At 70.2% G+C, this 21553-nt stretch carries 22 protein-coding genes and 1 pseudogene; 16 read left to right on the forward strand and 7 right to left on the reverse strand.

Annotated elements, in window-relative coordinates; translation table 11 throughout:
- Positions 1 to 88: 88 nt before the first annotated feature.
- The gene (locus C3492_RS13820) at positions 89 to 847 is read left to right on the forward strand and encodes an SDR family NAD(P)-dependent oxidoreductase (protein WP_103812056.1); all 759 of its coding nucleotides are present in this window, start codon (positions 89 to 91) and stop codon (positions 845 to 847) included.
- Positions 848 to 1490: 643 nt separating this feature from the next.
- On the opposite strand, the gene C3492_RS13830 is transcribed toward C3492_RS13820, so the two are convergent.
- A complete protein-coding gene (locus C3492_RS13830) occupies positions 1491 to 2273 on the reverse strand; it encodes an SDR family NAD(P)-dependent oxidoreductase (protein WP_258055690.1) in 783 nt (260 codons plus the stop codon).
- A gap of 146 nt (positions 2274 to 2419) precedes the next feature.
- A complete protein-coding gene (locus C3492_RS13835; protein WP_146075683.1) occupies positions 2420 to 2830 on the reverse strand; it encodes a hypothetical protein in 411 nt (136 codons plus the stop codon).
- Between the two features lie 912 nt (positions 2831 to 3742).
- On the opposite strand from C3492_RS13835, the gene C3492_RS13840 reads away from it, so the two are divergent.
- The 3 genes from C3492_RS13840 to C3492_RS13850 are packed head-to-tail and all read left to right on the forward strand — an operon-like array spanning position 3743 to position 6569.
- A complete protein-coding gene (locus C3492_RS13840) occupies positions 3743 to 3970 on the forward strand; it encodes a ferredoxin (protein ID WP_103812058.1) in 228 nt (75 codons plus the stop codon).
- Positions 3967 to 5352, forward strand: coding sequence for an NAD(P)/FAD-dependent oxidoreductase (locus C3492_RS13845; protein ID WP_103812059.1), 1386 nt, complete (start codon positions 3967 to 3969; stop codon positions 5350 to 5352). Before C3492_RS13840 ends, C3492_RS13845 begins: the two co-directional genes overlap by 4 nt.
- The gene (locus tag C3492_RS13850) at positions 5349 to 6569 is read left to right on the forward strand and encodes a cytochrome P450 (protein ID WP_103812060.1); all 1221 of its coding nucleotides are present in this window, start codon (positions 5349 to 5351) and stop codon (positions 6567 to 6569) included. Before C3492_RS13845 ends, C3492_RS13850 begins: the two co-directional genes overlap by 4 nt.
- A 541-nt stretch (positions 6570 to 7110) precedes the next feature.
- Here the strand turns inward: C3492_RS13850 and C3492_RS13855 are convergent.
- On the reverse strand, positions 7111 to 8085 hold the full coding sequence (locus tag C3492_RS13855) for an LLM class flavin-dependent oxidoreductase (RefSeq protein WP_103812061.1): 975 nt from the start codon (positions 8083 to 8085) through the stop codon (positions 7111 to 7113).
- Between the two features lie 82 nt (positions 8086 to 8167).
- Complete coding sequence (locus C3492_RS13860; protein WP_146075684.1) at positions 8168 to 8407, reverse strand: hypothetical protein; 240 nt, start codon at positions 8405 to 8407, stop codon at positions 8168 to 8170.
- 384 nt (positions 8408 to 8791) lie between these two features.
- On the opposite strand from C3492_RS13860, the gene C3492_RS45725 reads away from it, so the two are divergent.
- The 3 genes and pseudogenes from C3492_RS45725 to C3492_RS45735 all read left to right on the forward strand — a co-directional run bounded on the left by C3492_RS45725 (position 8792) and on the right by C3492_RS45735 (position 9542).
- Entirely contained in the window at positions 8792 to 8953 is a 162-nt protein-coding gene (locus C3492_RS45725) for a hypothetical protein (RefSeq protein ID WP_258055691.1), read from the forward strand.
- An 89-nt stretch (positions 8954 to 9042) separates the two neighbouring features.
- Positions 9043 to 9288: pseudogene (locus C3492_RS46645) on the forward strand (HAD-IA family hydrolase); the annotation flags it as partial.
- Positions 9289 to 9407: 119 nt separating this feature from the next.
- Positions 9408 to 9542, forward strand: coding sequence for a hypothetical protein (locus C3492_RS45735; RefSeq protein WP_258055693.1), 135 nt, complete (start codon positions 9408 to 9410; stop codon positions 9540 to 9542).
- 78 nt (positions 9543 to 9620) lie between these two features.
- Here the strand turns inward: C3492_RS45735 and C3492_RS13870 are convergent, their stop codons facing one another.
- Positions 9621 to 10847, reverse strand: a complete 1227-nt coding sequence (locus tag C3492_RS13870; protein WP_181140361.1) for an MFS transporter — start codon at positions 10845 to 10847, stop codon at positions 9621 to 9623.
- 1070 nt (positions 10848 to 11917) lie between these two features.
- Between C3492_RS13870 and C3492_RS13880 the strand changes: the two genes are divergently transcribed.
- Positions 11918 to 12475, forward strand: coding sequence for a DUF3291 domain-containing protein (locus C3492_RS13880; RefSeq protein ID WP_103812064.1), 558 nt, complete (start codon positions 11918 to 11920; stop codon positions 12473 to 12475).
- A gap of 127 nt (positions 12476 to 12602) precedes the next feature.
- Here C3492_RS13880 and C3492_RS13885 read toward each other — a convergent pair whose 3' ends face one another.
- Positions 12603 to 13181, reverse strand: coding sequence for a TetR/AcrR family transcriptional regulator (locus C3492_RS13885; RefSeq protein ID WP_103812065.1), 579 nt, complete (start codon positions 13179 to 13181; stop codon positions 12603 to 12605).
- 90 nt (positions 13182 to 13271) lie between these two features.
- On the opposite strand from C3492_RS13885, the gene C3492_RS13890 reads away from it, so the two are divergent.
- The 6 genes from C3492_RS13890 to C3492_RS13915 all read left to right on the forward strand — a co-directional run bounded on the left by C3492_RS13890 (position 13272) and on the right by C3492_RS13915 (position 17939).
- The gene (locus tag C3492_RS13890; RefSeq protein WP_103812066.1) at positions 13272 to 13718 is read left to right on the forward strand and encodes a DUF1772 domain-containing protein; all 447 of its coding nucleotides are present in this window, start codon (positions 13272 to 13274) and stop codon (positions 13716 to 13718) included.
- A 301-nt stretch (positions 13719 to 14019) separates the two neighbouring features.
- Complete coding sequence (locus tag C3492_RS13895; RefSeq protein WP_103812067.1) at positions 14020 to 14769, forward strand: glucose 1-dehydrogenase; 750 nt, start codon at positions 14020 to 14022, stop codon at positions 14767 to 14769.
- A 47-nt stretch (positions 14770 to 14816) separates the two neighbouring features.
- The gene (locus C3492_RS13900) at positions 14817 to 15677 is read left to right on the forward strand and encodes a TIGR03620 family F420-dependent LLM class oxidoreductase (protein ID WP_103812068.1); all 861 of its coding nucleotides are present in this window, start codon (positions 14817 to 14819) and stop codon (positions 15675 to 15677) included.
- A gap of 127 nt (positions 15678 to 15804) precedes the next feature.
- A complete protein-coding gene (locus tag C3492_RS13905; protein ID WP_103812069.1) occupies positions 15805 to 16203 on the forward strand; it encodes a MarR family winged helix-turn-helix transcriptional regulator in 399 nt (132 codons plus the stop codon).
- Positions 16204 to 16303: 100 nt separating this feature from the next.
- On the forward strand, positions 16304 to 17326 hold the full coding sequence (locus C3492_RS13910; RefSeq protein WP_103812070.1) for an LLM class flavin-dependent oxidoreductase: 1023 nt from the start codon (positions 16304 to 16306) through the stop codon (positions 17324 to 17326).
- A 166-nt stretch (positions 17327 to 17492) separates the two neighbouring features.
- Complete coding sequence (locus C3492_RS13915) at positions 17493 to 17939, forward strand: hypothetical protein (protein WP_181140362.1); 447 nt, start codon at positions 17493 to 17495, stop codon at positions 17937 to 17939.
- Positions 17940 to 18162: 223 nt separating this feature from the next.
- On the opposite strand, the gene C3492_RS13925 is transcribed toward C3492_RS13915, so the two are convergent.
- Positions 18163 to 18624, reverse strand: coding sequence for a hypothetical protein (locus C3492_RS13925; protein WP_103812073.1), 462 nt, complete (start codon positions 18622 to 18624; stop codon positions 18163 to 18165).
- 388 nt (positions 18625 to 19012) lie between these two features.
- Between C3492_RS13925 and C3492_RS13930 the strand changes: the two genes are divergently transcribed.
- Together C3492_RS13930 and C3492_RS13935 are read left to right on the forward strand one after the other, a co-directional pair.
- Positions 19013 to 20374, forward strand: coding sequence for a bifunctional o-acetylhomoserine/o-acetylserine sulfhydrylase (locus C3492_RS13930; protein ID WP_103812074.1), 1362 nt, complete (start codon positions 19013 to 19015; stop codon positions 20372 to 20374).
- 8 nt (positions 20375 to 20382) lie between these two features.
- Positions 20383 to 21519: a homoserine O-acetyltransferase gene (locus tag C3492_RS13935; RefSeq protein ID WP_374938347.1), complete on the forward strand. Its 1137-nt coding sequence runs from the start codon at positions 20383 to 20385 to the stop codon at positions 21517 to 21519.
- The last annotated feature ends 34 nt before the right edge of the window (positions 21520 to 21553 follow it).

The following is a 21553-nucleotide window of genomic DNA, read 5'->3' on the forward strand; positions in this document are numbered from 1 at the left end:
ATACGAGGAGGGCGAAGCGGGGCGTCGATGCCCGGCTGGACCCCCACTTCGGTCCAGCCACCCGTCACCAGAGTGAGGAAGTACCGTCATGAAGCAGGAGCCCACCCTCGACGGTCGCATCGCGATCGTGACCGGCGCAGGCTCGGGGATCGGCCGAGCCACGGCGATCGCGATGGCCGAGGCGGGAGCCCACGTCCTCGGCGTGGGCCGACGAGTGACAGCCCTGGAAGAGACCGCCGCCGTCAACCCCAACATCGCGACCCTCGCCGTCGACGTGCGCTCGGAGCAGGCTCCCGAGCTGATCATCGGCGCGGCGATCGACCGGTGGAAGCAACTGGACGTGCTGGTGAACAATGCGGGCGCAACCGCACGCGTCTCCCTCCAAGAGGTGACACGCGAGCGCATCGCTGATCTGTTCGACCTCAACGTCATCGCGCCCACCATGCTCGCCCAAGCGGCACTTCCCCATCTGCGCCGCAGTCATGGCTCGATCATCAACATCTCCAGCACCTACGGCCACCGCCCCCAGCCCGGCGCCGCCCACTACGCGGCCTCCAAGGCCGCGTTGGAACAGCTGACACGTACCTGGGCGCTCGAACTGGCCAAGGACAAGGTCAGGGTGAACTCCATAGCGCCCGGCCCGACGGAGAGCGAGGCACTGTCCCTGAGCGGTCTCACACAGGAGGACGTGACAAGGGTCAAGAAGGAGCAGGCCGCACAGATTCCTCTCGGCAGGCGAGGTGAGCCCGAGGAAGTGGCGTCCTGGATCGTTCACTTCGCCGATCCCACGTCGACCTGGCTCACGGGCCAGATCCTCACCATCGACGGCGGGCTGGAACTGGTTTGATCCACATGCCCTGTCGCAGCTCGTGGGCCGGCTCTGGGGGACCTTCGTAGTCAGCCCGCCACGGGACCCGCCCATGGCGATCCTGTTCCGCCAGACAGCGCGCGATGTGGCCGCCCTAGGTCGCGCCCGCGAAGTGTTTCGGCGTCTACTGGTTCCACAAGCGTACGGACCCGCTGCTCACGACGGCCATGACGTACTACCCGGGCCGCTGCCAGCGCTTCGACCTCCAGGCGTACTACCAGGGCTCCTGGCACTCGCTGGACTCTCAGGACTCCGCACTAGGCACCAACGGCAAGTCCCTCGTCGAGCTCGGCGCCCCCGGTGAGGCCGGCGTCAAAGCCCGTATGCGATCCGTCCACGTCAACGGCTCGTCCGGCGACTCGGTGAACTCCACGACGTACGGCGCTGGAAGTACCTCTACTTCAGCAACTGACGCCTGGATCCCGCGCTCGGCCATGGCTTCGATACCCGGGACCAGCAGGTGCAGGGCGAAGCCGAAGTCATGGTCGGGCATCCCGGCGACCTTGACGATGTCGTCGGCAGGGCGCTTGCGAGTACGGCGGCGGCATCCGGGCCGCCTCCTGCCACCGGGGAACCCGGTCGGCCTCGCGCCCGGGGCGCGACCGGGGCTGGGCGGGGTGGTTCACCCGGGGGTGTCGGAGGTGACGTGGCTGCCAGGCGGGAGGGCGCCGGAGGCGCCAGGTGCCCGGCCGCCCCCGGGCGCCGCGGGGTGCTCCGTACCGGTCACGCACGGGACGCGAGGTGCCGCCAGTCGTTCCACGTGTCGAGCCCGCTTCCGATAGGCCGCCTCGACAACCGGATAGGGGTAGGTGCCGAGGAAGAGCCGCAGGGGTGGTGTGCCGGTGTCGACGAGGTCGAGGACAACGGCGGCGGTGCCTCGGGCGTCTTGTGGCGTGCGGGCGGAGGCACCGGCCCGGCGCGCGGCGCGGACGGGTTCGTAGGCGGGGAGCGGCTCGGTGTGCACTGCGGAGGTCCCGGACCAGTCGGTGCCGTAGGGGCCGGGTTCGATCAGAGTCACGTGAATCCCGAAGGGGGCGATCTCCTGGGCCAGGGCCTCGCTCATCCCCTCCAGGGCCCACTTGGCGGCGTTGTACAGCCCGCGGGTGGGGAAGGCGGCGAGGCCACCGAGGCTGGAGACCTGCAGGATGTGACCGCTGCCCTGGGCCCGCAGGTACGGCAGGGCCGCCTGTGTCACCCACAACGGGCCGAACAGGTTGGTGTCGAGCTGGGCGCGCGCCTGTTCCTCGGTGGTTTCCTCGACCATGCCGAACAGGCCGTAGCCCGCGTTGTTGACGACCACGTCCAGGCGGCCGAAGGTCTCGGCGGTCCGCCGCACCGCAGCGGCAACGGCGGTGCGGCGACCGACACGGCCGAGTTCCAGCCCCGCTAGTCGACGGGCTCCCACCGCTCACCCTGTGGGTACCCCCAGTCCGCACGCGCCGGCCGCCGCGGCTCCCGCTGACGCGGCTTCCCCCGTGCCTCAGGGCGCCGCTGCTCCTCCCTGACGGCCTGACGGCGACGGCAACACGGGCGTTGGCGGAGACGCTCAGGTCACAAGACCCCCGCTCGTCGCAGTCCGTTGAGGCGGTCGTCCACCTCAACGACCTCGTCGCGGGAAAGGGCCGGAGCGATCCACCGACGTTCGGTGCCGTAGGCGATGAACTCTTCTGGGAGACCGATACCGTAATGCTCCACGTAGTCGGCTGCGTCGAGCCGCCAGAAGAAGCGGCCGTCGCTCATGAGGGCGGTGCCGCCGGAGCGGGAGAACTTGTTGCCAAGAATGTCTTCCGAGAACCCCATCAGGGCGATGATCGGAGTGCCGGAGCGAAGATACTCGGCGATTGTTTTCCGCTCTCCCTTGGGAATTTCGCCCACTCGTCGACGAAGCATGTCGGCATTTCCTGACCAGGTGGCCTGGCTCGCGATCTTGCCAAATATTCCCAGGGGGGCGACGTCCGTCATCCTAAGTTCTCCAAGCGGTAGGTGCTGATCCCTCTGGTTCCGGCCGGGTCTGTTCCGCTCGACGTGGTCGACGTCTTCGATCTTGCTGCCGACGAAATCCTAACCTCGGACGCCTACGGGACCCCTTGCGAAGGTCCTCGGAGCGCTGCGGGTGCCCCCCGAGTGCCCCTGCGACCGGTCAAGTTGGGCGAACAGGCCGACGGTCAGCTGCGGTGCCCTACGACCTGGTGATGGGCGAGGCCGAGGGCGAGTCGGCCGGCACAGCCGCCGGGTTCCCGCTCGGGTGAGACGTGGCATGGCAGCACTGCTGCACCCTCGCCCGAGACGGCGGCACCCTCCCCGAGGCGGCGGATACCCTCGTCGTCCAAGGCGAGGATCTGGGGGCGTGGACGACCTGTGGGGTGTCGACCAGCCAGTAGTCGGTCCGCCTCTGGCGGGGGCGACGGCGTGGTGCGGCGGTGGGGGCCGCGTCCGGTTGGCCAGGGCGGGACGGGTTTGCCCGGGTCGAGTGGTTCGTAGGCCGTCGCCCGGTACACCTCGCGCACATAACCGTCCGAAAGCTGAGGCCGCGTGCCCGGCGTGGGCGGGATTGCGCCGATCAGCTGTATGCCGCCGGGCCGCGACTGTCCGTGGCTTCGGCACCAGTCGGCGGGCCCCCTTTCCGGAGTGCGTGTGATGTGCGCGCGGCTGGGATTTTGGGTCATACCATGACCTTTGTAGATACGTTCGAACGTCGATTGCGTCGATTGCCTTGGCCGCGATGATCAAGCGTCTTCATGGAGACCGACGGGTGCTGTGCCCCGCGCACATCGCAGGATAGGCAGCGATCGAGTAGCCCGTTCGGGGCTTGTCTCGGGCCGGAGCGGCGCCGGCTTGAGGGTCTGGAGTTCGCACTCCCTGTGGAGGGTCGGGATGAGAGTCGTCGTTGATCTTTCCCGATGTGAAGGGTATGCACAGTGTGCGTTCCTGGCTCCGGAGGCGTTCCGGATGCACGGTGAGGAAGCGCTGATGTACGACCCGAACCCCGACGACGCCCAGCGCAGCCTGGTGCTACGCGCCGCGGCGGCCTGTCCGGTCCAAGCGATTCTGGTCGACTGGCTGGAGGGACGGAACGCCTTGGCGAAGGCTCCGGCGCCGTGACCAGTGCCGCTACTCTGCGGGCGTTCAAGCGCGAGGGCCGCATCGTGGTCGTCGGGGCGTCACTGGCGGGGCTGCGGGCTGCGGAGGCGCTGCGCGCCGAGGGTTTCACCGGGTCGTTGACCATGATCGGTGACGAGCTGGGCGAACCCTACGACCGGCCTCCCCTGTCCAAGCAGGTGATGACCGGGTGGGTGCCGGCCGGGGGCACCACGTTGCCCCGCCGTCGCGGCATCGATGCGGAGTGGTTGCTGGGCGTGCCCGCCAGTGGGCTGGACCTCGCGGCGAACCGCGTACGACTCGCGGACGGACGCGAGGTTCCCTTCGACCGGGTACTGATCGCCACCGGGGTACGGGCGCGGCCGTGGTGCGTCGAGTCCGAGGCGGCTGTGGACGGGGCGTTCGTCGTGCGTACGCGTGAACATGCCGAGAGCCTGCAGCGAGCCCTCGCCGCCGGGCCTTCCCGCGTTCTGGTGATCGGGGCGGGGTTCACCGGTTCCGAGATCGCTTCGGTCTGCCGAGAGCGGGAGCTACCGGTGACGGTCGCCGAGCTGGGAGCGGCTCCGCTGGCCGGGGCGCTGGGTGCCGTGATCGGTGAGGTTGCGGCGGACTTGCAGCGCACTCACGGCGTCGACCTGCGGTGCGGTGTCAAGGTCACCCGGCTTGAGGGCGACGCACAGGGGCGGTTCCGCCGTGCTCACTTCGACGACGGCAGTACGGTCGACGCCGATGTGGCGGTAGTGGCACTCGGGAGCATTCGCAACACCGAGTGGCTACGGGAGTCGGGGCTGGCAGCGGGCGTGTGGGGAGTCGCCTGCGACACAGGCTGCCGCGCCCTCGACATCCATGGCCGAGCCACCGGCGACGTGTTCGCCGCAGGAGACGTGGCGCGTTGCCCGCACCCCCTCTATGAACACCGGCTCATCTCACTGGAGCACTGGGCCAACGCCGTGGAGCAGGCCGAGGTCGCGGCCCACAACATGGTCAGCGCCCAGGCGGACCGCCGGCCGTATCTGTCGATCCCGCTGTTCTGGTCGATCCAGTTCGGCGTCAACATCAAGTCCGTCGGCGTGCCGACCTTCGCCGACGAGGTGGTCGTCACCCAGGGGTCGCTGGACGACCATCGTTTCGTCGCCGCATACGGCTATCGGGGCCGCGTCACGGCTGCCGTGAGCTTCGACGACGCCAAGTGGCTGCACCACTACCGACGGTTGATCGAGACGGCCGCACCTTTCCCGCCACGCTCCCCCACGCCGGACCAGCCGACCGACGTGAGACCGGTACCCGTCGACCTCCCCGGGCCCGGCCTGCTCGCTCAGGGCGCCACCGCGGTCGTCACCGGCACCGGCACCGGCACCGGCACCGGCAGGAGGAGGGCCGTATGACCACGGCCGAGATGCGCGGCACGCTGCGACGGATCTTCGACTACTCCGCCCGGGCCGACCCGTACCCGCTGTATGCCGAGTTGCGCGAGACGCCGGTGGCTCGGCAGGAGGACGGCAGCTACGTCATCAGCACCTATCGCGAGATCACAGACATACTGCACGACCCGCACCTGAGCTCCGACATGCGCAGTCTGTCGTGCCCGATGCCCGCACTTGAGGAAGGCGTCACGACGGCGTTCATCAAGAGGGACCCGCCCGAGCATGATCGCCTGCGGCGTATGGCGATGCGCCAGTTCGGCCCCCCGCACACGCCGGGGTTGGTGGCCGACATGGAAAGCGACCTGACCGCCACCGTCGGCAGCCTGATCGACGATTTCGTGGGCAGGGAGCGGATCGACGTCGTCGACGATTTCGCCTGCCCGTTCCCCGTGACCGTGACGTGCCACTTGCTCGGCGTCCCGCGCGAGGACGAACCGCGGTTCCACCTCTGGGTGAACGACATCATGAACTCGGTCGACTTTGACCCCGAGACCGACCCGAAGGAGAAGCTGGACAAGGGCGTACAGGCCCGCAAGGACTTGCGCCGGCGCCTCGGCGAGCTGGTGGAACAGCGCCACGGCCGACGGGGCGACGGCCTGCTCTCACGGCTGGCCAACGACGACGGGCCCGACGGCCGGATGACCGACCCCGAAATCGTCGCCACCGCCAAACTGCTCCTCATCGCCGGCCATGAGACCGTCGTCAACCTCATCACCAACGGCATGCTGACGCTGCTGCGCCACCCTCACGTGCTGCGACGACTGCGCCACGAACCCGACCTCGTCGTGCCGCTGGTCGAGGAACTGCTGCGCTACGAGCCACCCGTACAGATCATTCCCTGGCGGGCGGCGTACAGCGACATCACCGTCGGGGACACCGTCATCCCCAAAGGCTCGCAGATCATGCTCATGTTGGCCTCGGGCAGCCGCGATCCGCAGCGCTTCCACGATCCCGACCGCTTCGACCCGGACCGGCGTGACAACCAGCACCTGGGCTTCGGCAGCGGCATTCACTCATGCTTCGGCGCCCCGCTGGCCCGGCGGGAAACCCAGATCGCGCTGACCGAGCTGGTACGCCGACTCGACCGCCCCAGGCTGGTCGCCGAGCCGCCGCCGTACCGGCCCAGCCCCGTTCTCCGGGGTCCGATCCATCTGGACGTCGAGCAAGGTGACGATTGACGCGGCGGCCGAGGCCCGCCGGTACGACCGCGGCTGCCGGGCCGGAGGGGCGGCGCCGCGTGCGGTCCCGGAGGCCGGAGGCACGGCGCCCCCGGCCGGGCGCCGCTCGACAGCGGGCGCCGTGGTACAGCGGCGCCTGGCCGTGCCGGCGGTCGCCGGCCGGCTGGAAGTGCTCACTCGTGGGCGCTGATCACACCGCCGACGCTGAGCACGATGTACACGTCTTTGGCGTCCAGCCCCGGCGTCCGTGCCGTTCGTCTCCAGCTCGGCAGGTACCGAACCGTCGTGACGATCTTCGCGAGGGGTGCTGGTCACCGAGTCGGCGGATCTCTGCCGTGCTGACGTCGTGCAGCGTCCGGGTGGGGGCCGGGGACCCCGACGTGGCAGCGGCGACCGGTGTGCCGCTGCGGTGCGCGGCGTTCGAGCGGCTCCGTACACTGGTCACGGGGTGTCGGAGGCGTGGTCCCGGCCGCCGTCCGCTCGCGCGCGCCGGCCGGCCGCCTCTGCTGTGTCGCACATCCCGTCGAGAAATGGCGTTCGGCTACGCGTTGTTCATCGCTTTCTGTTCGCGTTCGGGAGCGTCCGCGCCGCCGCCGTCCGGGAAGTGGGCGCGCAGGCGGTCCACCGCGTCCAGGTGGGACTCGCGGACGACGTAGCGGGTGATCCCCCAGCGGCGCCGGTGCTCGTCGAGCGCGGCCGTGATCTCCCGTTCCGTGCCGACCCACGCGTAGGGCGAGGCGAGCACGTCGGCCGGGGAGCAGTTCAGCTGCCCGGCGATGCGGTGGGCCGCGGCCTCGGCGTCGTCGGTGACCTCCACCATCTGGACCAGTGCCTCGCGCGCCGGGGCGGTGGACCGGCCGGCGGCGCCCTGTTCGATCAGGTCGATCTGGCGGTCGATGTCCTCGGCGTTCCAGCGCGTCTCGTGCATGTGGCCGTCGGGCAGGGTGCGGCCCAGCCCGCTCAGGCCCACGACGTCCGCGTGCGCCCCCGCCCAGCGCAGCAGCGCGGTGTTGCCGCCCCCGAAGGTGAACGGCACATCGCCCCGGACCGGGCGCGGCCTGGTGAGCCGGGCCTGGCGGGCGCGCGCCTCGGGGCCGTCGAGGGTGACGGTCTCGCCCGCGAGGAGCGCGCGACAGGCTTCGGCCACGACCTGGAAGCGCCGGACGCGCCCTGCCACGTCCGGCCGCTGCCCGCCCAGCATCTCCCACTCGGCCGGGGTGTGGCCCGCGCCCAGGGCCAGGCGCGCGCGTCCGCCGGAGACGAGGTCCAGGGTCGCGACGTCCGACGCCAGCAGCAGCGGCTCGCGCACCCCCGCGTGGGAGACGTAGGAGCCCAAGCCGAGGCGTTCGGTGACCGCCGCAGCGGCGGCCAGCGCGACGAAGGGGGAGGCGGCGGTGCCCGGGTGGTCGGCCGCGAGCAGCGCGTCGTACCCCCCTGCCTCCGCGCGCCGGGCCAGCGCGGTCCAGGAGGCGGCGTCTCGCGGTTGGGCCTGTACGGAAATGATCGGTGACTGCATGTCAGGAGGCTAGGGCGAGGCCCCGCCGGGCGGTGGTCTTTGCGCGTGTGGCGAAACCGTCCCGCTCGGCTCGGGCACGGCGTCAGCCCGCCGTCGCCGCGTCCTCGGAGACCGGTGTCCGCGCCTCCGCGGGGTCGGCGAGGCCGCGCAGCGGGCGGTTCCGGACCACGTAGCAGATGAGCAGCACGTACAGACCGCCGAACAGCCCGAGGGTGGGGCGCAGACCGATGTTCTGCGCGAGCCAGCCCGTGGCGAAGATGCCGACCGGCGCGGCGGCGAAGGCCATGGCCAGCACCGCGCCCCAGACCCGGCCCAGTGCCACCGGCGGCGTGGAAGGCGGCGCGATGGGCGGCCGCCAGCCGGGCCGGATCGGCGCCCGGCGCCTCGACGCGCCACAGCCGGCGGTCCGTGGCGTCCGCACGCCAGCCGGTGTCCGTGCGCCGGAACGCCGAGCACAGGCCGGGATGGGCGGCCGCCACCCGTTTGACGACCACGGCCGGCCACTCGGGGTCCAGCGGCCGGGCGGCGGTGAGCACCAGGCTGTGCGCCCACGGCTCCGGGTGCGGCAGGCCGCCCTCCAGCAGGTCCTCCTGCTCGGGGCTGACCGCCCCTTGCGCCGGCTCGGCACCGCTTCGGGTGGTGGCCGACTCCGGCCGGACCAGGGCCAGTGGCCACGCATGGTGGGGGCGCGGAACAGCTGCCGGGGATGAGCGAGTCGGTCGCGATCATCGGTCAGTACTCGGACGCCCCGTTGCCGGACGACGCGGTGGAGCGGGTCAGGGAGATCGCCGAGCGGCACCTGGCGACCCGGTTGCGCGCCACGCCCGGGATGGCGGCGGCCCTGCGGGAGATCACGGCGCCCGTGTAGGTGGTGTCGAACTCCCCGCTCGGCATGATCGAGGACCGCCTGCGCCGCACCGGCCTCGACGGCTTCTTCACCGGCCCCACTTCTCGGCGTACGAACTCGGCACGTGGAAGCCGGACCCCGGCCTCTACCGGCAGGCGGTACGCACACTGGGGCTGGACCCCGGGGCCGTCGTCGCGGTCGAGGACAGCGAGGTCGGCGTGCGCTCCGCCCACGACGCGGGCCTGCGCGTCCACTGGTACCGGCCCGACCGGCCGGAGGAGAGCCGGTGCTCGGGGCACGTCCGGGTCTTCGGTGACATGAGGGCACTGCCCGGACTGCTCGCGGCGCGGGTCTGACCGGGCCGCCCGCGCCGTAGCCTCCCGCGCAATCCGCGTCCCCTGTCTTCCGTGATTCCGGCGGCACGGGAGCGGACGGAAGAGGCGGCGAGGTAGGGAACGGGTTCATCGGCGTCCACGTGTGCGGGGCGGTCGCGGTCCTGCTGCTGGCGGTCGGACTGCGGGACACCGCGGTGGTCTGGTGGCTGCGGCGGCACGGCGTACGCACCTGGGGACGCGATCTGACCCGCGTGGTGCAACCGCAGCCGCAATGACCCAGGCGCTCCGCCGCCCGCACCGTTCGCGGTGCGGCAAGGTCCGGGCGTGTCAGGTCGTCAGGCAAGCCGAGACGGTCAGGCGTTGTCCGGCCATGTCAGGCGCCTGGCGTAGTGGGTCCATACAGCGATGCCCATGAGGGTGGCTGTCATGCCGCCCAGGGTCATGACCGTCGAGGGTGAGCTGGCGTCGACGACGAGTCCGCCGGTCAGAGCGCCGAGGGAGATCGTGGCCTGGAACGACGCGGTGAACAGGACGGAAGCGGCTTCGGGGGTGTCGGGGCTCGCCTTGGTGAACCACGTCTGGGAACAGACAGGGACGGCCCCGTATGCCATGCCCCAGACGATGAGGAGGGCGATCGCTGCGACTGTGCCATGCCCCGTGACGGGCAGGAGCAAGGTGGCGGCAGCAATCATGCCGGCGGCGGTGCCGAAGGTGGCCCGGGGGTGCCGTGCGATCAGAGAGCCGCCCAGGAAGTTGCCGAGGATGCCCGCTGCTCCGTAGATGAGCAGGAAGACGGTGACGAGTCCGGAGCTGACGTCGGTGACCTGCTCAAGGAACGGGGTGACGTAGGTGTACGTGCCGAAGTGCGCCAACACGACCAGGACGGTCAGGAGAAGGGCGAATCGGGTGGCAACGCTGTTGAGCATGCCGCGCAGTACGCGCAGGCGCGTGGTCTGGTGAGGTGGCAGTGGCGGCGTGACGATCAACAGCATGATCAGTACGGCGACGGTGAAGCCGCCCATGGCGATGAACGCGGTGCGCCATCCGGCAAGGTCGCCGATGAGTGTGCCGGCCGGCACGCCCAGTACGGAGCCCAAAGGTACTGCGGAGAAGATCACTGCCGTGGCTCGGCCGACGGATGCGACGGGTACCAGGCGTTCGGCCAGCGAGGCGCCGATGGACCAGAAGCCGCCGATCACGACGCCGACGATGATGCGGGAGACCAGGACCAGCCAGTAGTCGGGGGCTGCTGCTGCCAGGAAGTTCGCTGCGGCGAGCAGGACCATGAAGACGCACAGCATCAGGCGGCGGTCGATCCGCGCGGTCACGACGGTGACGACGGGTGCGGCGATCGCTGCGAGGAAGCCGGGCATGACCATCATCAGTCCGGCCATGCCGTCGGAGACGGTAAAGCTTGCGCCGATCTTGGTCAGAAGTCCGATGGGGAGGATTTCTGTGGTGACGATGGAGAAGATTCCCAGCGTCACCGCGACGACGGCCAGCCATCCGACTACCGGGGAGCGAGGCGGTGATTCGGGCCCGCCAGGGTCGCGCGTGGTGGCGGTGGTGGATGCGGCCATGGATTCCGTCCTGTGATGTGTGCGCTCTTGCGTGTTCAGTTCAGCAGGCGGAGCGGGGCGAGGGCTGGCAGGTATGCGACATCACCGCTGCCCCGAAGGGTGGTGTCGTAATTCCGCTCGCGCGTGTCCTCACGGTCGTTGCAGGTCACGGGTTTGCTGGGAGGGCTCTTCGTGGAGGATCTAAGGCCGTGCGGTTCATGCGCGACTTGGGCAACCTTCCCTGATGCACTCGCATCCGTATATGCATGCGACGGTGACCGCCCGCGTGTGCGGCTTCGGCAAGATTGCGTTGACCGGCGCAGACAGCCGGATTCTGGTGTGCTCTATGGGATATCCATGGCCCTGCCCTTTCCCTGCTCGACCCGTCGAATTCGCTGGCTGGGCCCCGGGCAATCTGCGGACAGCACATGCCGCAGGTCCTGTGTTGTCGCCGCGTCGACAGAGGTGTTCGCGCCGGCAGCGGCCGGGCTCCCGGATGGCCGGCGGGCGAGTGTGCACTGGAGCGCGGGGCTGTCGCCGGTGTGGCGGCCTGGTGACAGGAGGTGGCGTCATGAGTACGGGTGCCCGTCAGTCGTGAAGTCCGAGCGGCTTGCGTGAGCCGGATGGCTGCGCCCGGCCCGTGTACCCGGGTGCAGCGAGCGGCCTCGGCGTCCGTCGGCGTCCGGCAGAAGCTGTCGAGCGGCTGGGGCATGGTCCAGGCCATGGCCGGGGCCGGCGACCTGACCGGTGACGGCCTGCCCGACCTGACGGTGGTGTGGAACGACGGCACCGCCCACCTCTACCCCGGAAAGGCCGGCGGCCTCGCCGTGCGGGGTGGCCGCGAGTGGGCTGCTCCGGACAGCGTGGACCGTACAAGAGGCCACGTGGACAGGGAAAACGCAACTTCGACAGGGCCCGCGGAGGCGGCTACCTTCACCTTGTCCTCGGCAACCACCCGCGGTCGCCCAGGAGTTGGCCCAGGCTGAGCCATCCGCGACGGGACGAGTTGGTCACGCCCCGCGGATCCTCGCCCCCAGGCGTAAGCCACCGAACCGGGTCCACACCAGGCACCCACACCCAGGGAGAGACGCATGCCCCATCTCGCGCTCTACACATTCGGCGTCCTGAAGTCACCTCTCGCCGATCCCGCGCCTCTCATGAGCGAGTTCTACGACATGGGTGAGGCCGTCTACCGGAAGGTCGGTCAGCAGCCCGGGTACCTCGGCCGCGCTGAAGCGGCAGAGGGCGACCGAGGCTTGCTGTTCGAGGCGGACTGGGGTGCATGGGGGGAGTTCGCCGTACCGACGTGGTACGGCAAGGGCCGCACGGTGGAAACCACCGCCCTGGCCGCGACCCTCTCACTGTGGACCGGTCTGCGCCCCGCCTTCGACGCCGTCTACACCGGTCTGCACCGTGCGGCGCTGAACAGGCGTTACGACTGGTTCGAGAGGACAGGGCACCCTAATCACGTGATCTGGTGGGTACCCGATGGTGTGACACCCACCTGGCAGGACGGGGTTTCCCGGCTGGAACACCTCCATGACCACGGCTCCGCGCCGCACGCCTTCACCTTCCACCACTCGTTCGCCCCGGAGGGAACTCCGACCAGGATCAATAGCGTCGGGCCGAAGAGCGACCAGGTCCGCTGACGAAGAAGCCTGTGGGACTGGGTTGCCTGTCCAACGCCTCGATTGCATCCACCGTCAACCCCGAAGGGTTTCGGGGTGGGGCTGACCGGAAGTGGGGGCCCGGCTGTGTGCCCATGGAGGCGGCGTGTCAGACCATGGCGAGCCGGTCCACCAGCAGCTCCACCCTCGCCTCGGCGTCCTCGGGCAGCAGGCGGCCCGCGCGGGTCAGGGTCGCGAGGCCGTGCAGGGCCGCCCAGAACACCTCGGTGAACAGCCCCGGGTTGACGCCGTCGCCGGCGACCTCGTCGAGAGTCTCCAGCAGGGCGGCGAAGGCATCCTTCAGAGGCTCGGGGGTGTCCTCCTGCGCGTACGCCAGGCCGCCGTCGAGCTGGAACAAGGCGTCGTAGACCGCCGGGTTGCGGGCGGCGAAGTCGAGGTAGGCGCGGGCCAGAGCGGCGACCCGGGCGCGCGGGCCGTCCGCGGCGGAGGTCGCGTCCCGCACCGACGCGGCCAGTTCGGCGGCCCCCTGAAGGGCGACGGCGCCGATGATCTCGCGCTTGCCGCGGAAGTGGCTGTAGAGGACGGGCTGACTGTATTCGATGCTCTCGGCGAGCCGGCGGGTGGTGACCGCCTCCCAGCCCTGTCGCTCGGCGAGTTCGCGGGCTGTCGCCACGATGAGGCGCTCGCGCTCCGCCCGTTCGCGCTGCTTGCGTTCCTGTACCGACATAAGTCGATCCTAGCACCGCTAGACAATCGAGCGGCAGCAGCACTAGCGTTGCTTCATCAGCTAGCAACGCTAGGTCAACGGAGGATCGTCATGCTCAACGCGCTTGAGGTCGTCACCACCGTCGTCGTCGGCCTGATGGTGGGGGTGGAGTTCTCCGTCGCCTTCATCATGAACCGGATCCTGGACGCGCTTCCCGAGGACAGCGGCCAGCTCGGCCACGCCCACGGCGGCCGCATGCTCGGCGCCCTGATGCCCTTCTGGTACATCGGCTCGCTCGTCCTCAGCGCGATCTGGGCGGTCGCCGGACGGCACCACCACGGCGCCGGACTCGTCGTCACCGCCGCCGGACTGCTGATCGTCAGTGTCGTCATGTCGATACTGCTGCTCGTCCCGATCAACAACCGGAACAAGACCTGGACCCCCGAGAACCGGCCCGCCGACTGGAAGCAGCAGCTGAACCGCTGGCAGCGCTGGCACTACGTCCGCGTCGCCGTCATCATCGCCGCCTTCGCCCTTCTCGCCTCCGCCCTCACCTGACCCCACCGCCGCCCCTACATGCGCTGGTTCACCCCTGAAGGCCGGCCCGGGTCGTGAAGTGACGCATGGCATGTGGTGTACGTCAACGCACAGTGCGCGTGTTCACGAGCCGTATGAGCGGTGCGGGCAGACATACAGGAGCGGTGGCAGGTGTGAGAGCACACCTGCCACCGCTTCGGCGTGTCTGCCCACGCCGTCACCTCGCCGCCCTGTAAGTAGTTGACACGTCACCTTTCCAGATCTACGGTGATTGAAGGCTGAACGGAATGGATCTACCGAACCACCCAGCAAGGAGAAGACCATGGGACAGCTCGACGGCAGGACAGCGGTCGTCACCGGCGGCACCAGCGGCATCGGACTGGCCTCGGCCCGCCGCTTCCGCGAGGAGGGCGCCCGCGTCTACATCACCGGCCGCCGCAAGGAGACCCTCGACAAGGCCGTCGCCGAGATCGGCGGTGACGTCATCGGCGTCCAGGCCGACAGCGCCAGCCTCACCGACCTCGACCGCCTCTACGCCACCGTCGCCGACCACGGAGACCGCATCGACGTGCTCTTCGCCAACGCCGGCGGCGGCGAATTCGCCACCCTGGAGCAGGTCACCGAAGAACACTTCGACGCCACCTTCGACACCAACGTCAAGGGTGTCCTCTTCAGCGTCCAGAAGGCGCTGCCCCTCCTCAACGACGGCGCCTCCGTCATCCTCACCGGCTCCACCGCCGGCAGCGTCGGCAACGAGGCCTTCGGCGTCTACGGCGCCTCCAAGGCCGCCATCCGCTCCTTCGCCCGTACCTGGGCCAACGAACTGCGCACCCGCACCATCCGCGTCAACACCATCGCTCCCGGCCCCATCACCACCCCTGGCCTCAACGGACTCGCCCCCGACGACGAGCAGGCCGCGCAGCTGCGCGACACCCTCGCCGCCGGCGTGCCCCTCGGCCGCATGGGCAGGCCCGAGGAAGTCGCCTCCCTCGCCCTCTTCCTCGCCACCGACCAGTCCAGCTACATCACCGGCACCGAGATCTTCGTCGACGGCGGCGCCAACCAGGTCTGACCACACCGCCCCGGACGCACTCACCCCCGTACGGGAGGAACACCGCCATGCACATCGGCACCACCGGCATCTGGAGTCCGGAACTGCGTCTGCACGGCGACAGCGGCGAGATCGCCGACGCCGCGGCCGAGCTCGACAGCCACGGCTGGGGGACCCTGTGGATCCCCGGTCTCGGCGGGGGTGACATCCTCGGCGACGCCGAACGGCTTCTGGCCGCCACCGAGAACACCACGGTCGCGACCGGCGTGCTGAGCATCTGGCGCCACCCTGCCGAGGACATGGCCGCCGGGCACGCCCGGCTCCGCAAGGAGTACGGCCACCGCGTCCTCCTCGGCCTCGGCGTCAGCGACGCCGCCGCCGCTCAGCACGCCGGCGGGACATACCGTCCCCTGGCCGCCCTCGGCACCTACCTCGACCGTCTCGACCAAGCTCCTGAGCCGGTACCCGTCGGCGAGCGGCTCGTGGCCGCCATGGGCCCCAGGCTCACCGAACTCGCCGCCCGTCGCAGCGCCGGCACACATCCCTTCCTGGTCACCCCCGACTTCACCGCCGGCGCACGCGCCGTCCTGGGGCCCGGCCCCCTCCTCGCGCCCTACCAGGCCGTCGTGGTCGATCCCCGCCCGGACAGCGCCAGGGCCACCGCGCGGGGGTTCCTCGCCCCCTTCATCGGTATGGGGCACTACGCGAGGAGTCTGCTGCGGCAGGGCTTCTCGGAGGACGACCTCGTGGGCGGCGGCAGCGACCGCCTCATCGACTCCGTCGTCGCCTGGGGCAGCGTCGACACCGTCGACGAGCGCATCAAGGCCCACCTCGACGCGGGCGCCACCCACGTCGCCCTCCATGCGATCAGCGCCGACCCGGGACTGCCGCGGACACAGTGGCGGGAGCTCGCACCTCTGGCCCGCTGACCGGCGCCGTAGCACAGCGGTGGGAAAGGTGACTGAAGCGTCAACTTTTTCCTATGCTGGCCCCATGACTGAAGAACCCCGTTGGCTCTCCCCTGACGAGGGACGGGCATGGCGCGGACTCCTGCGCATGCACGATCTTCTGGTCAATCAGGCCGGCCGGTCCCTGCAGAGCGAATTCGGGCTGTCCGCGACCGACTACACCGTACTCGCCGAACTCACCCGCGCCCCGGACGACCAGCTGCGCGTGATGGAGCTCGCCAAGGTACTGGGGTGGGAGAAGAGCAGGGTGTCGCACCATCTGTCGCGCATGGTGAAGCGCGGTCTCCTCACGCGTGAGGACTGCGCCGACGACGGACGGGGGGCCTATGTCGCGGTCACCCCGGCCGGCCGCGCGGCCATCGAGGCGGCCGCGCCGCGGCACGTCGAAGACGTCCGCCGCCTGTTCCTCGACCACCTCACGCCCGGCCAGATCGTTCTGCTGGCGGAGATCACCGACACGGTCATCGAGAAGATCAGCCCGCAGTAGCGCCGGTGCAAGGGGCGTACGAGGAACCGCGCGGGCGACCTCCTTCCCGGTGCTCCTCGCGGGCACGGAATGAACCGGGCCCCTCATCGTTGAAGGAAACATGAAAAAGATCGGATTCCTGTCCTTCGGGCACTGGACGCCGTCACCGCACTCCCGGACCCGCTCCGCGTCGGACTCCCTGCTCCAGGCGATCGACCTCGCGGTCGCGGCGGAGGAGCTGGGAGCCGACGGCGCCTACTTCCGGGTCCACCACTTCGCGCGGCAGCACGCCTCCCCCTTCCCGCTGCTCGCGGCCATCGGTGCACGCACCACCCGGATCGAGATCGGCACCGGTGTGATCGACATGCGCTACGAGAACCCCTTCTACATGGCCGAGGACGCCGGGGCCGCGGACCTCATCTCCGGAGGCCGCCTGCAACTGGGCATCAGCCGGGGCTCCCCGGAGCAGGCGGTCGACGGCTGGCGGTACTTCGGTTACCGGCCGCCGAAGGACGGCACCGACGCCGACATGGCGCGCGCGCACGCCGAGACCCTGCTCGACGTACTCAAGGGCGAGGGCATGGCGCAGCCCCATCCGAGTCCCATGTTCGCCAACCCGCCGGGGCTGCTCCGCATCGAACCGCACTCCGAGGGCCTGCGGGACCGCATCTGGTGGGGGTCCGGCTCCGACGCGACCGCGGTGTGGGCCGCCGAGCGGGGGATGAACCTGCAGAGCTCGACGCTCAAGGACGACGAGAGCGGCGAACCGCTGCACGTCCAGCAGCGCAAGCAGATCGAGGCGTACCGGGAGGCGTGGCGGGCGGCGGGCCACACCCGCGAGCCGCGGGTCTCGGTCAGCCGCAGCATCTTCCCGCTCGTCGACGACCGGGACCGCGCCTACTTCGGCCAGGAGCGCGCCTCGAAGGACGAGATCGGCTACATCGACCCCACCACCCGCAGTATCTTCGGCCGGTCCTACGCCGCCGAACCCGACGTACTCGTCAAACAGCTCGCGCAGGACGAGGCCGTCGCGGCCGCCGACACCCTGCTGCTCACCGTGCCCAACCAGCTCGGTGTCGACTACAACGCGCATGTCATCGACAGCGTTCTGACCCATGTGGCACCGGAGCTGGGCTGGCGGTGACGGCCGAGGGCGTGACGGCCGGGGTGACGACCGGTGCGGGGTGACGGGTGACGAGTAGAGCACCGGCGTGCGTCAAGGCACTGACGATTGGCCCTCGTATGGTCGGCCGTCGACTGCTCCGGCGGTGACGGCCGGACTGTCAGCCGTGGGTGGCAGAATCCGCGGCATGACGCTGTGCGACTACTTCTCTGCCGCTGACGACCGAGCTGCCGTCGCGGTCCTCCAGACGCCCGGAGGGCCGGGGCAAGCCGGAGTCGACGTGGTCTTCCTGAAGAACATCGATCCGGTCGTCGCCGTCGCTCAGCTCGAAGCCATCATGACCGGCTGCAGTCATGAGGAGGCCGGCGAACACCCGCGGTCCGGGCAGCTGCTGTCAGAACCGGAGGACGGTCCGCCGTTCGTGGTCAGCTTGTCGGACACCCTGACCGGTGCCCTCGCCACGGCGACGCAGGACGACCTCGTTCGGTTTGCCGGACCGTGGTCCATGACCGATGAACTCCGGCAGATGGGGATCAGCGTCGAGGACACCGCCGCTGTTCTGGAAGCCCTGGCCGCACTGGCTCAGCGCGCTCAGGCTTCCGACCAACGGCTGTACTGCTGGTGGGCCCTGTGACTCGCCAAGGAGGGCTCTCTTCTACGGCGGGTCTGCCTCAGCGACCCGGGGGTCCGGGGTCGCGCCGGTCCAGGGCATCACGCCAGGCCCGTCATGGGGCTCGCCGCGTCGGAGACGGCGCAGGGTGCTGACGCGGACCGCGACGGCGATCCCCTTCTCGTCGGCGGCGGGCGCCCGCGCGAAGGCGCAGCCCGGCCGCACCGGCGGACCTACTGGTCCGGCACTAGACATGGATGAGGATCTGTCGTAGGGGGTGTCCGAGCGCGCCCGTGAGGGAGGCAAGCTCCTCGTTGCTCAGCCATGCCCGGTTCGGGTACAGGACCTCGATCCTGAACCGCGCGAAGCCCATCGGCCAGTCGTACACCAGCTCGTTGAGCGAGGTCTCGACCTCACAACAGGGAACCGACACCATGAGCGTCGGGAAGCCCTCGGCGTAGAGCTCCGAGACGGCCTCCGCCCACCGGTCGAGTGCGAACCCCCCACCGCAGTGCGGGCAGGAGACCGTCTCCAGGTTGGCGCCGCAGGAGACCACCTCCACGCTGTCGTGCCACTTGGCTTCCAGACCACGGCGGGCGTCGTCGTCCGGGAGCAGTCCGCACAGCACGGTCACGGCACGATCCACCGCATCCTTACCGGGCTGCCAGTGCGGATCCGTCGGGATCACCGTCAGGTAGTTGTCGCTCATCGCCTGCCCCCTTCCCGCCGCCGCCACGGTCCGCTTCTCGTCCGACGACCCGGCGAAACCTACCCGATCACAGCACCGACGAACTCGTTGAGGGCTGTCCCGCGATCGGTCCAGGACTGGCATGAAGGCCGTGTACTCACGTACTGGCGCGCCGTCACCATCTGTGGTTACCTGAGCCCATGACCGGGTTTGTGACTCGCCGCCACGTTGACTACGTGCGTGTCACCACCATGTGTTGTCGCGCCGTGAGCTGACTTTCGCGCTCCGGCATCTGATTTCCCCCTCTTCCCTCCGCACCGCGCTGTCCTCCGCCCTGCCGTCTTCCAGGCCCGGACAGCAGCCGCGCGGTCTCTTCACGCACCCCGAACGCCCCGCACAAGGGAGAACCATGAGCCAGCCGCTCGATTCCGTCACCGCCGGCCACGCCCCCGAGGACGAACCAGTGGGCCCCGACACCTCGGCCTGGTCGTTCGAGACCAAGCAGGTCCACGCCGGCGCCGTGCCGGATCCGACGACCGGGGCGCGGGCGGTGCCGATCTACCAGACCACCTCGTTCGTCTTCCGCGACACCCAGCATGCCGCCGACCTGTTCTCGCTCGCCGAGCCGGGCAACATCTACACCCGTATCCACAACCCGACCCAGGACGTCTTCGAGCAGCGCATCGCCGCGCTCGAAGGGGGCGTCGCCGCGGTGGCCGTGGCCTCCGGGCAGGCCGCGGAGACCCTCGCCGTCCTGACTCTGGCGAGCGCGGGCGACCACATCGTCTCCAGCACGTCCCTGTACGGCGGCACGTACAACCTGTTCCGGCACACCCTGCCCAAGTTCGGCATCGAGGTGTCCTTCGTCGACGACCCGGACGACCTCGAAGCCTGGCGCGCAGCGGTCCGGCCGAACACGAAGGCCCTGTTCGCCGAGACGCTCGGCAATCCGCGCGGCAACGTTCTCGACGTACGGGCGGTGGCCGACGCCGCCCACGCGGCGGGCGTCCCGCTGATCGTGGACAACACCGTGCCGACCCCGTATCTGCTGCGGCCGATCGAGCACGGCGCCGACATCGTCGTCCATTCCGCGACCAAGTTCCTCGGGGGGCACGGCACCACCATCGCCGGCGTCGTCGTCGACGGCGGCACGTTCGACTTCGGTGCGCACAGCGAGCGCTTCCCCGACTTCAGCGAACCGGACCCCAGCTACCACGGCCTGCGGTACTGGCCCGCGCTCGGCCCGGGTGCCTTCGCCGTCAAACTGCGCGTGCAGCTGCTCCGCGACATCGGCCCCGCACTCTCCCCGCACTCGGCCTTCCTGCTGCTGCAAGGCGTGGAGACGCTCAGCCTGCGCGTCGAACGGCATTCCGCCAACGCCCAGGCCCTGGCCGAATGGCTGGAGCAGCGCGACGAGGTCGTCGCCGTCCACTACCCGGGGCTGGAGTCCAACCGGTGGTACGACGCGGGGCTGCGCTATCTGCCGCGCGGCGCCGGCGCGGTGCTGGCCTTCGAACTGCGGGACGGGGTCGAGGCCGGCAAGCGGTTCGTCGACGCCGTCGAGCTGTTCAGCCACCTCGCCAACATCGGCGACGTGCGCAGTCTCATCATCCATCCGGCGTCCACCACCCACAGCCAGCTGGATGAGGAGCAGTTGGCGGCGACCGGCGCCTCGCCCGGTCTGGTTCGGCTGTCGGTCGGCATCGAGAACCTCGCCGACCTCAAGGCGGACCTGGAGGCGGGCTTCCGCGCGGCGAAGGGCGCGTCCTGAGCGCCGTACTGGCGACCTCCGAGATTCCCCTCCCGCCACCCTCCGGGGCCTGGCGGGAGGGGGACCCTCCGGGTCGCCGCCAGTGGCACGTGCGGGAGGACCCGCTGCCGTTGGAAGCAGGGGGCGAACTGCCCGGTGTCCGGCTGGCGTTCGAGACGTGGGGGCGCCTGGCACCGGACCGCTCCAACGCCGTACTGGTGCTCCACGCGCTCACCGGCGACAGTCATGTCGCCGGACCGGCCGGGCCCGGTCATCCCACCCCCGGCTGGTGGGACGGGCTCGTGGGGCCCGGTCTGGCCCTTGACACCGACCGGTGGTTCGTCGTCGCCCCCAATGTGCTGGGCGGCTGCCAGGGCAGTACCGGGCCGTCCTCGAAGCGTCCCGACGGACCGCGCTGGGGCGGCGCCTTCCCCACGCTGACACAGCGGGACCAGGTCGCCGCGGAAGCCGGCCTGGCCGACGCGCTCGGCATCGACCGCTGGGCCCTGGTGGTCGGCGGCTCCATGGGCGGCATGCGTGCCCTGGAGTGGGCCGTGTCGTATCCGGAGCGCACGGGCGCACTCCTCCTGCTCGCCACCGCGGCGGCGTCGAGCGCGGAGCAGATCGCCTGGGCCGGCATCCAGCTCCACGCCATCCGCAGCGACCCGCACTGGCACAGCGGCGACTATCACGACACGGGCCGGGGTCCGCACGCGGGGCTCGGGCTGGCCCGCCGCATCGCCCACGTCACGTACCGCAGCGAGGCGGAGCTGCAGATCCGCTTCGGTCGCGCGCCCCAGGGCACGGAGGATCCGTGGAACGGAGGCCGGTACCAGGTCGAGTCCTATCTCGACCACCATGCCGCCAAGCTGGTGCGCCGTTTCGACGCCGGCAGTTATGTCGTGCTGGCAGAGGCCATGAACACGCACGACATCGGCCGTGGTCGCGGTGGTACGCGCGCCGCTCTGCGCCGTGTCACCGCGAGGACGCTGGTCGCCGGGGTGCGCTCGGACCGCCTGTATCCCCTCGCCCAGCAGGCGGAGCTGGCCGCCGGAATCCGCACGGGAGATCACCTCCGGGTGATCGAATCCCCTTACGGTCACGACGGTTTCCTGATCGAAGTGGAACAGGTGGCCGCGCTCGTACGCGAACTCCTCCCTCAGTAGGTGCCTTTGGTGGCCGGCCGTGGAGGTGCGTACG

It is taken from the genome of Streptomyces sp. Ru62 (assembly GCF_002920615.1).
Lineage (GTDB): Bacteria > Actinomycetota > Actinomycetes > Streptomycetales > Streptomycetaceae > Streptomyces.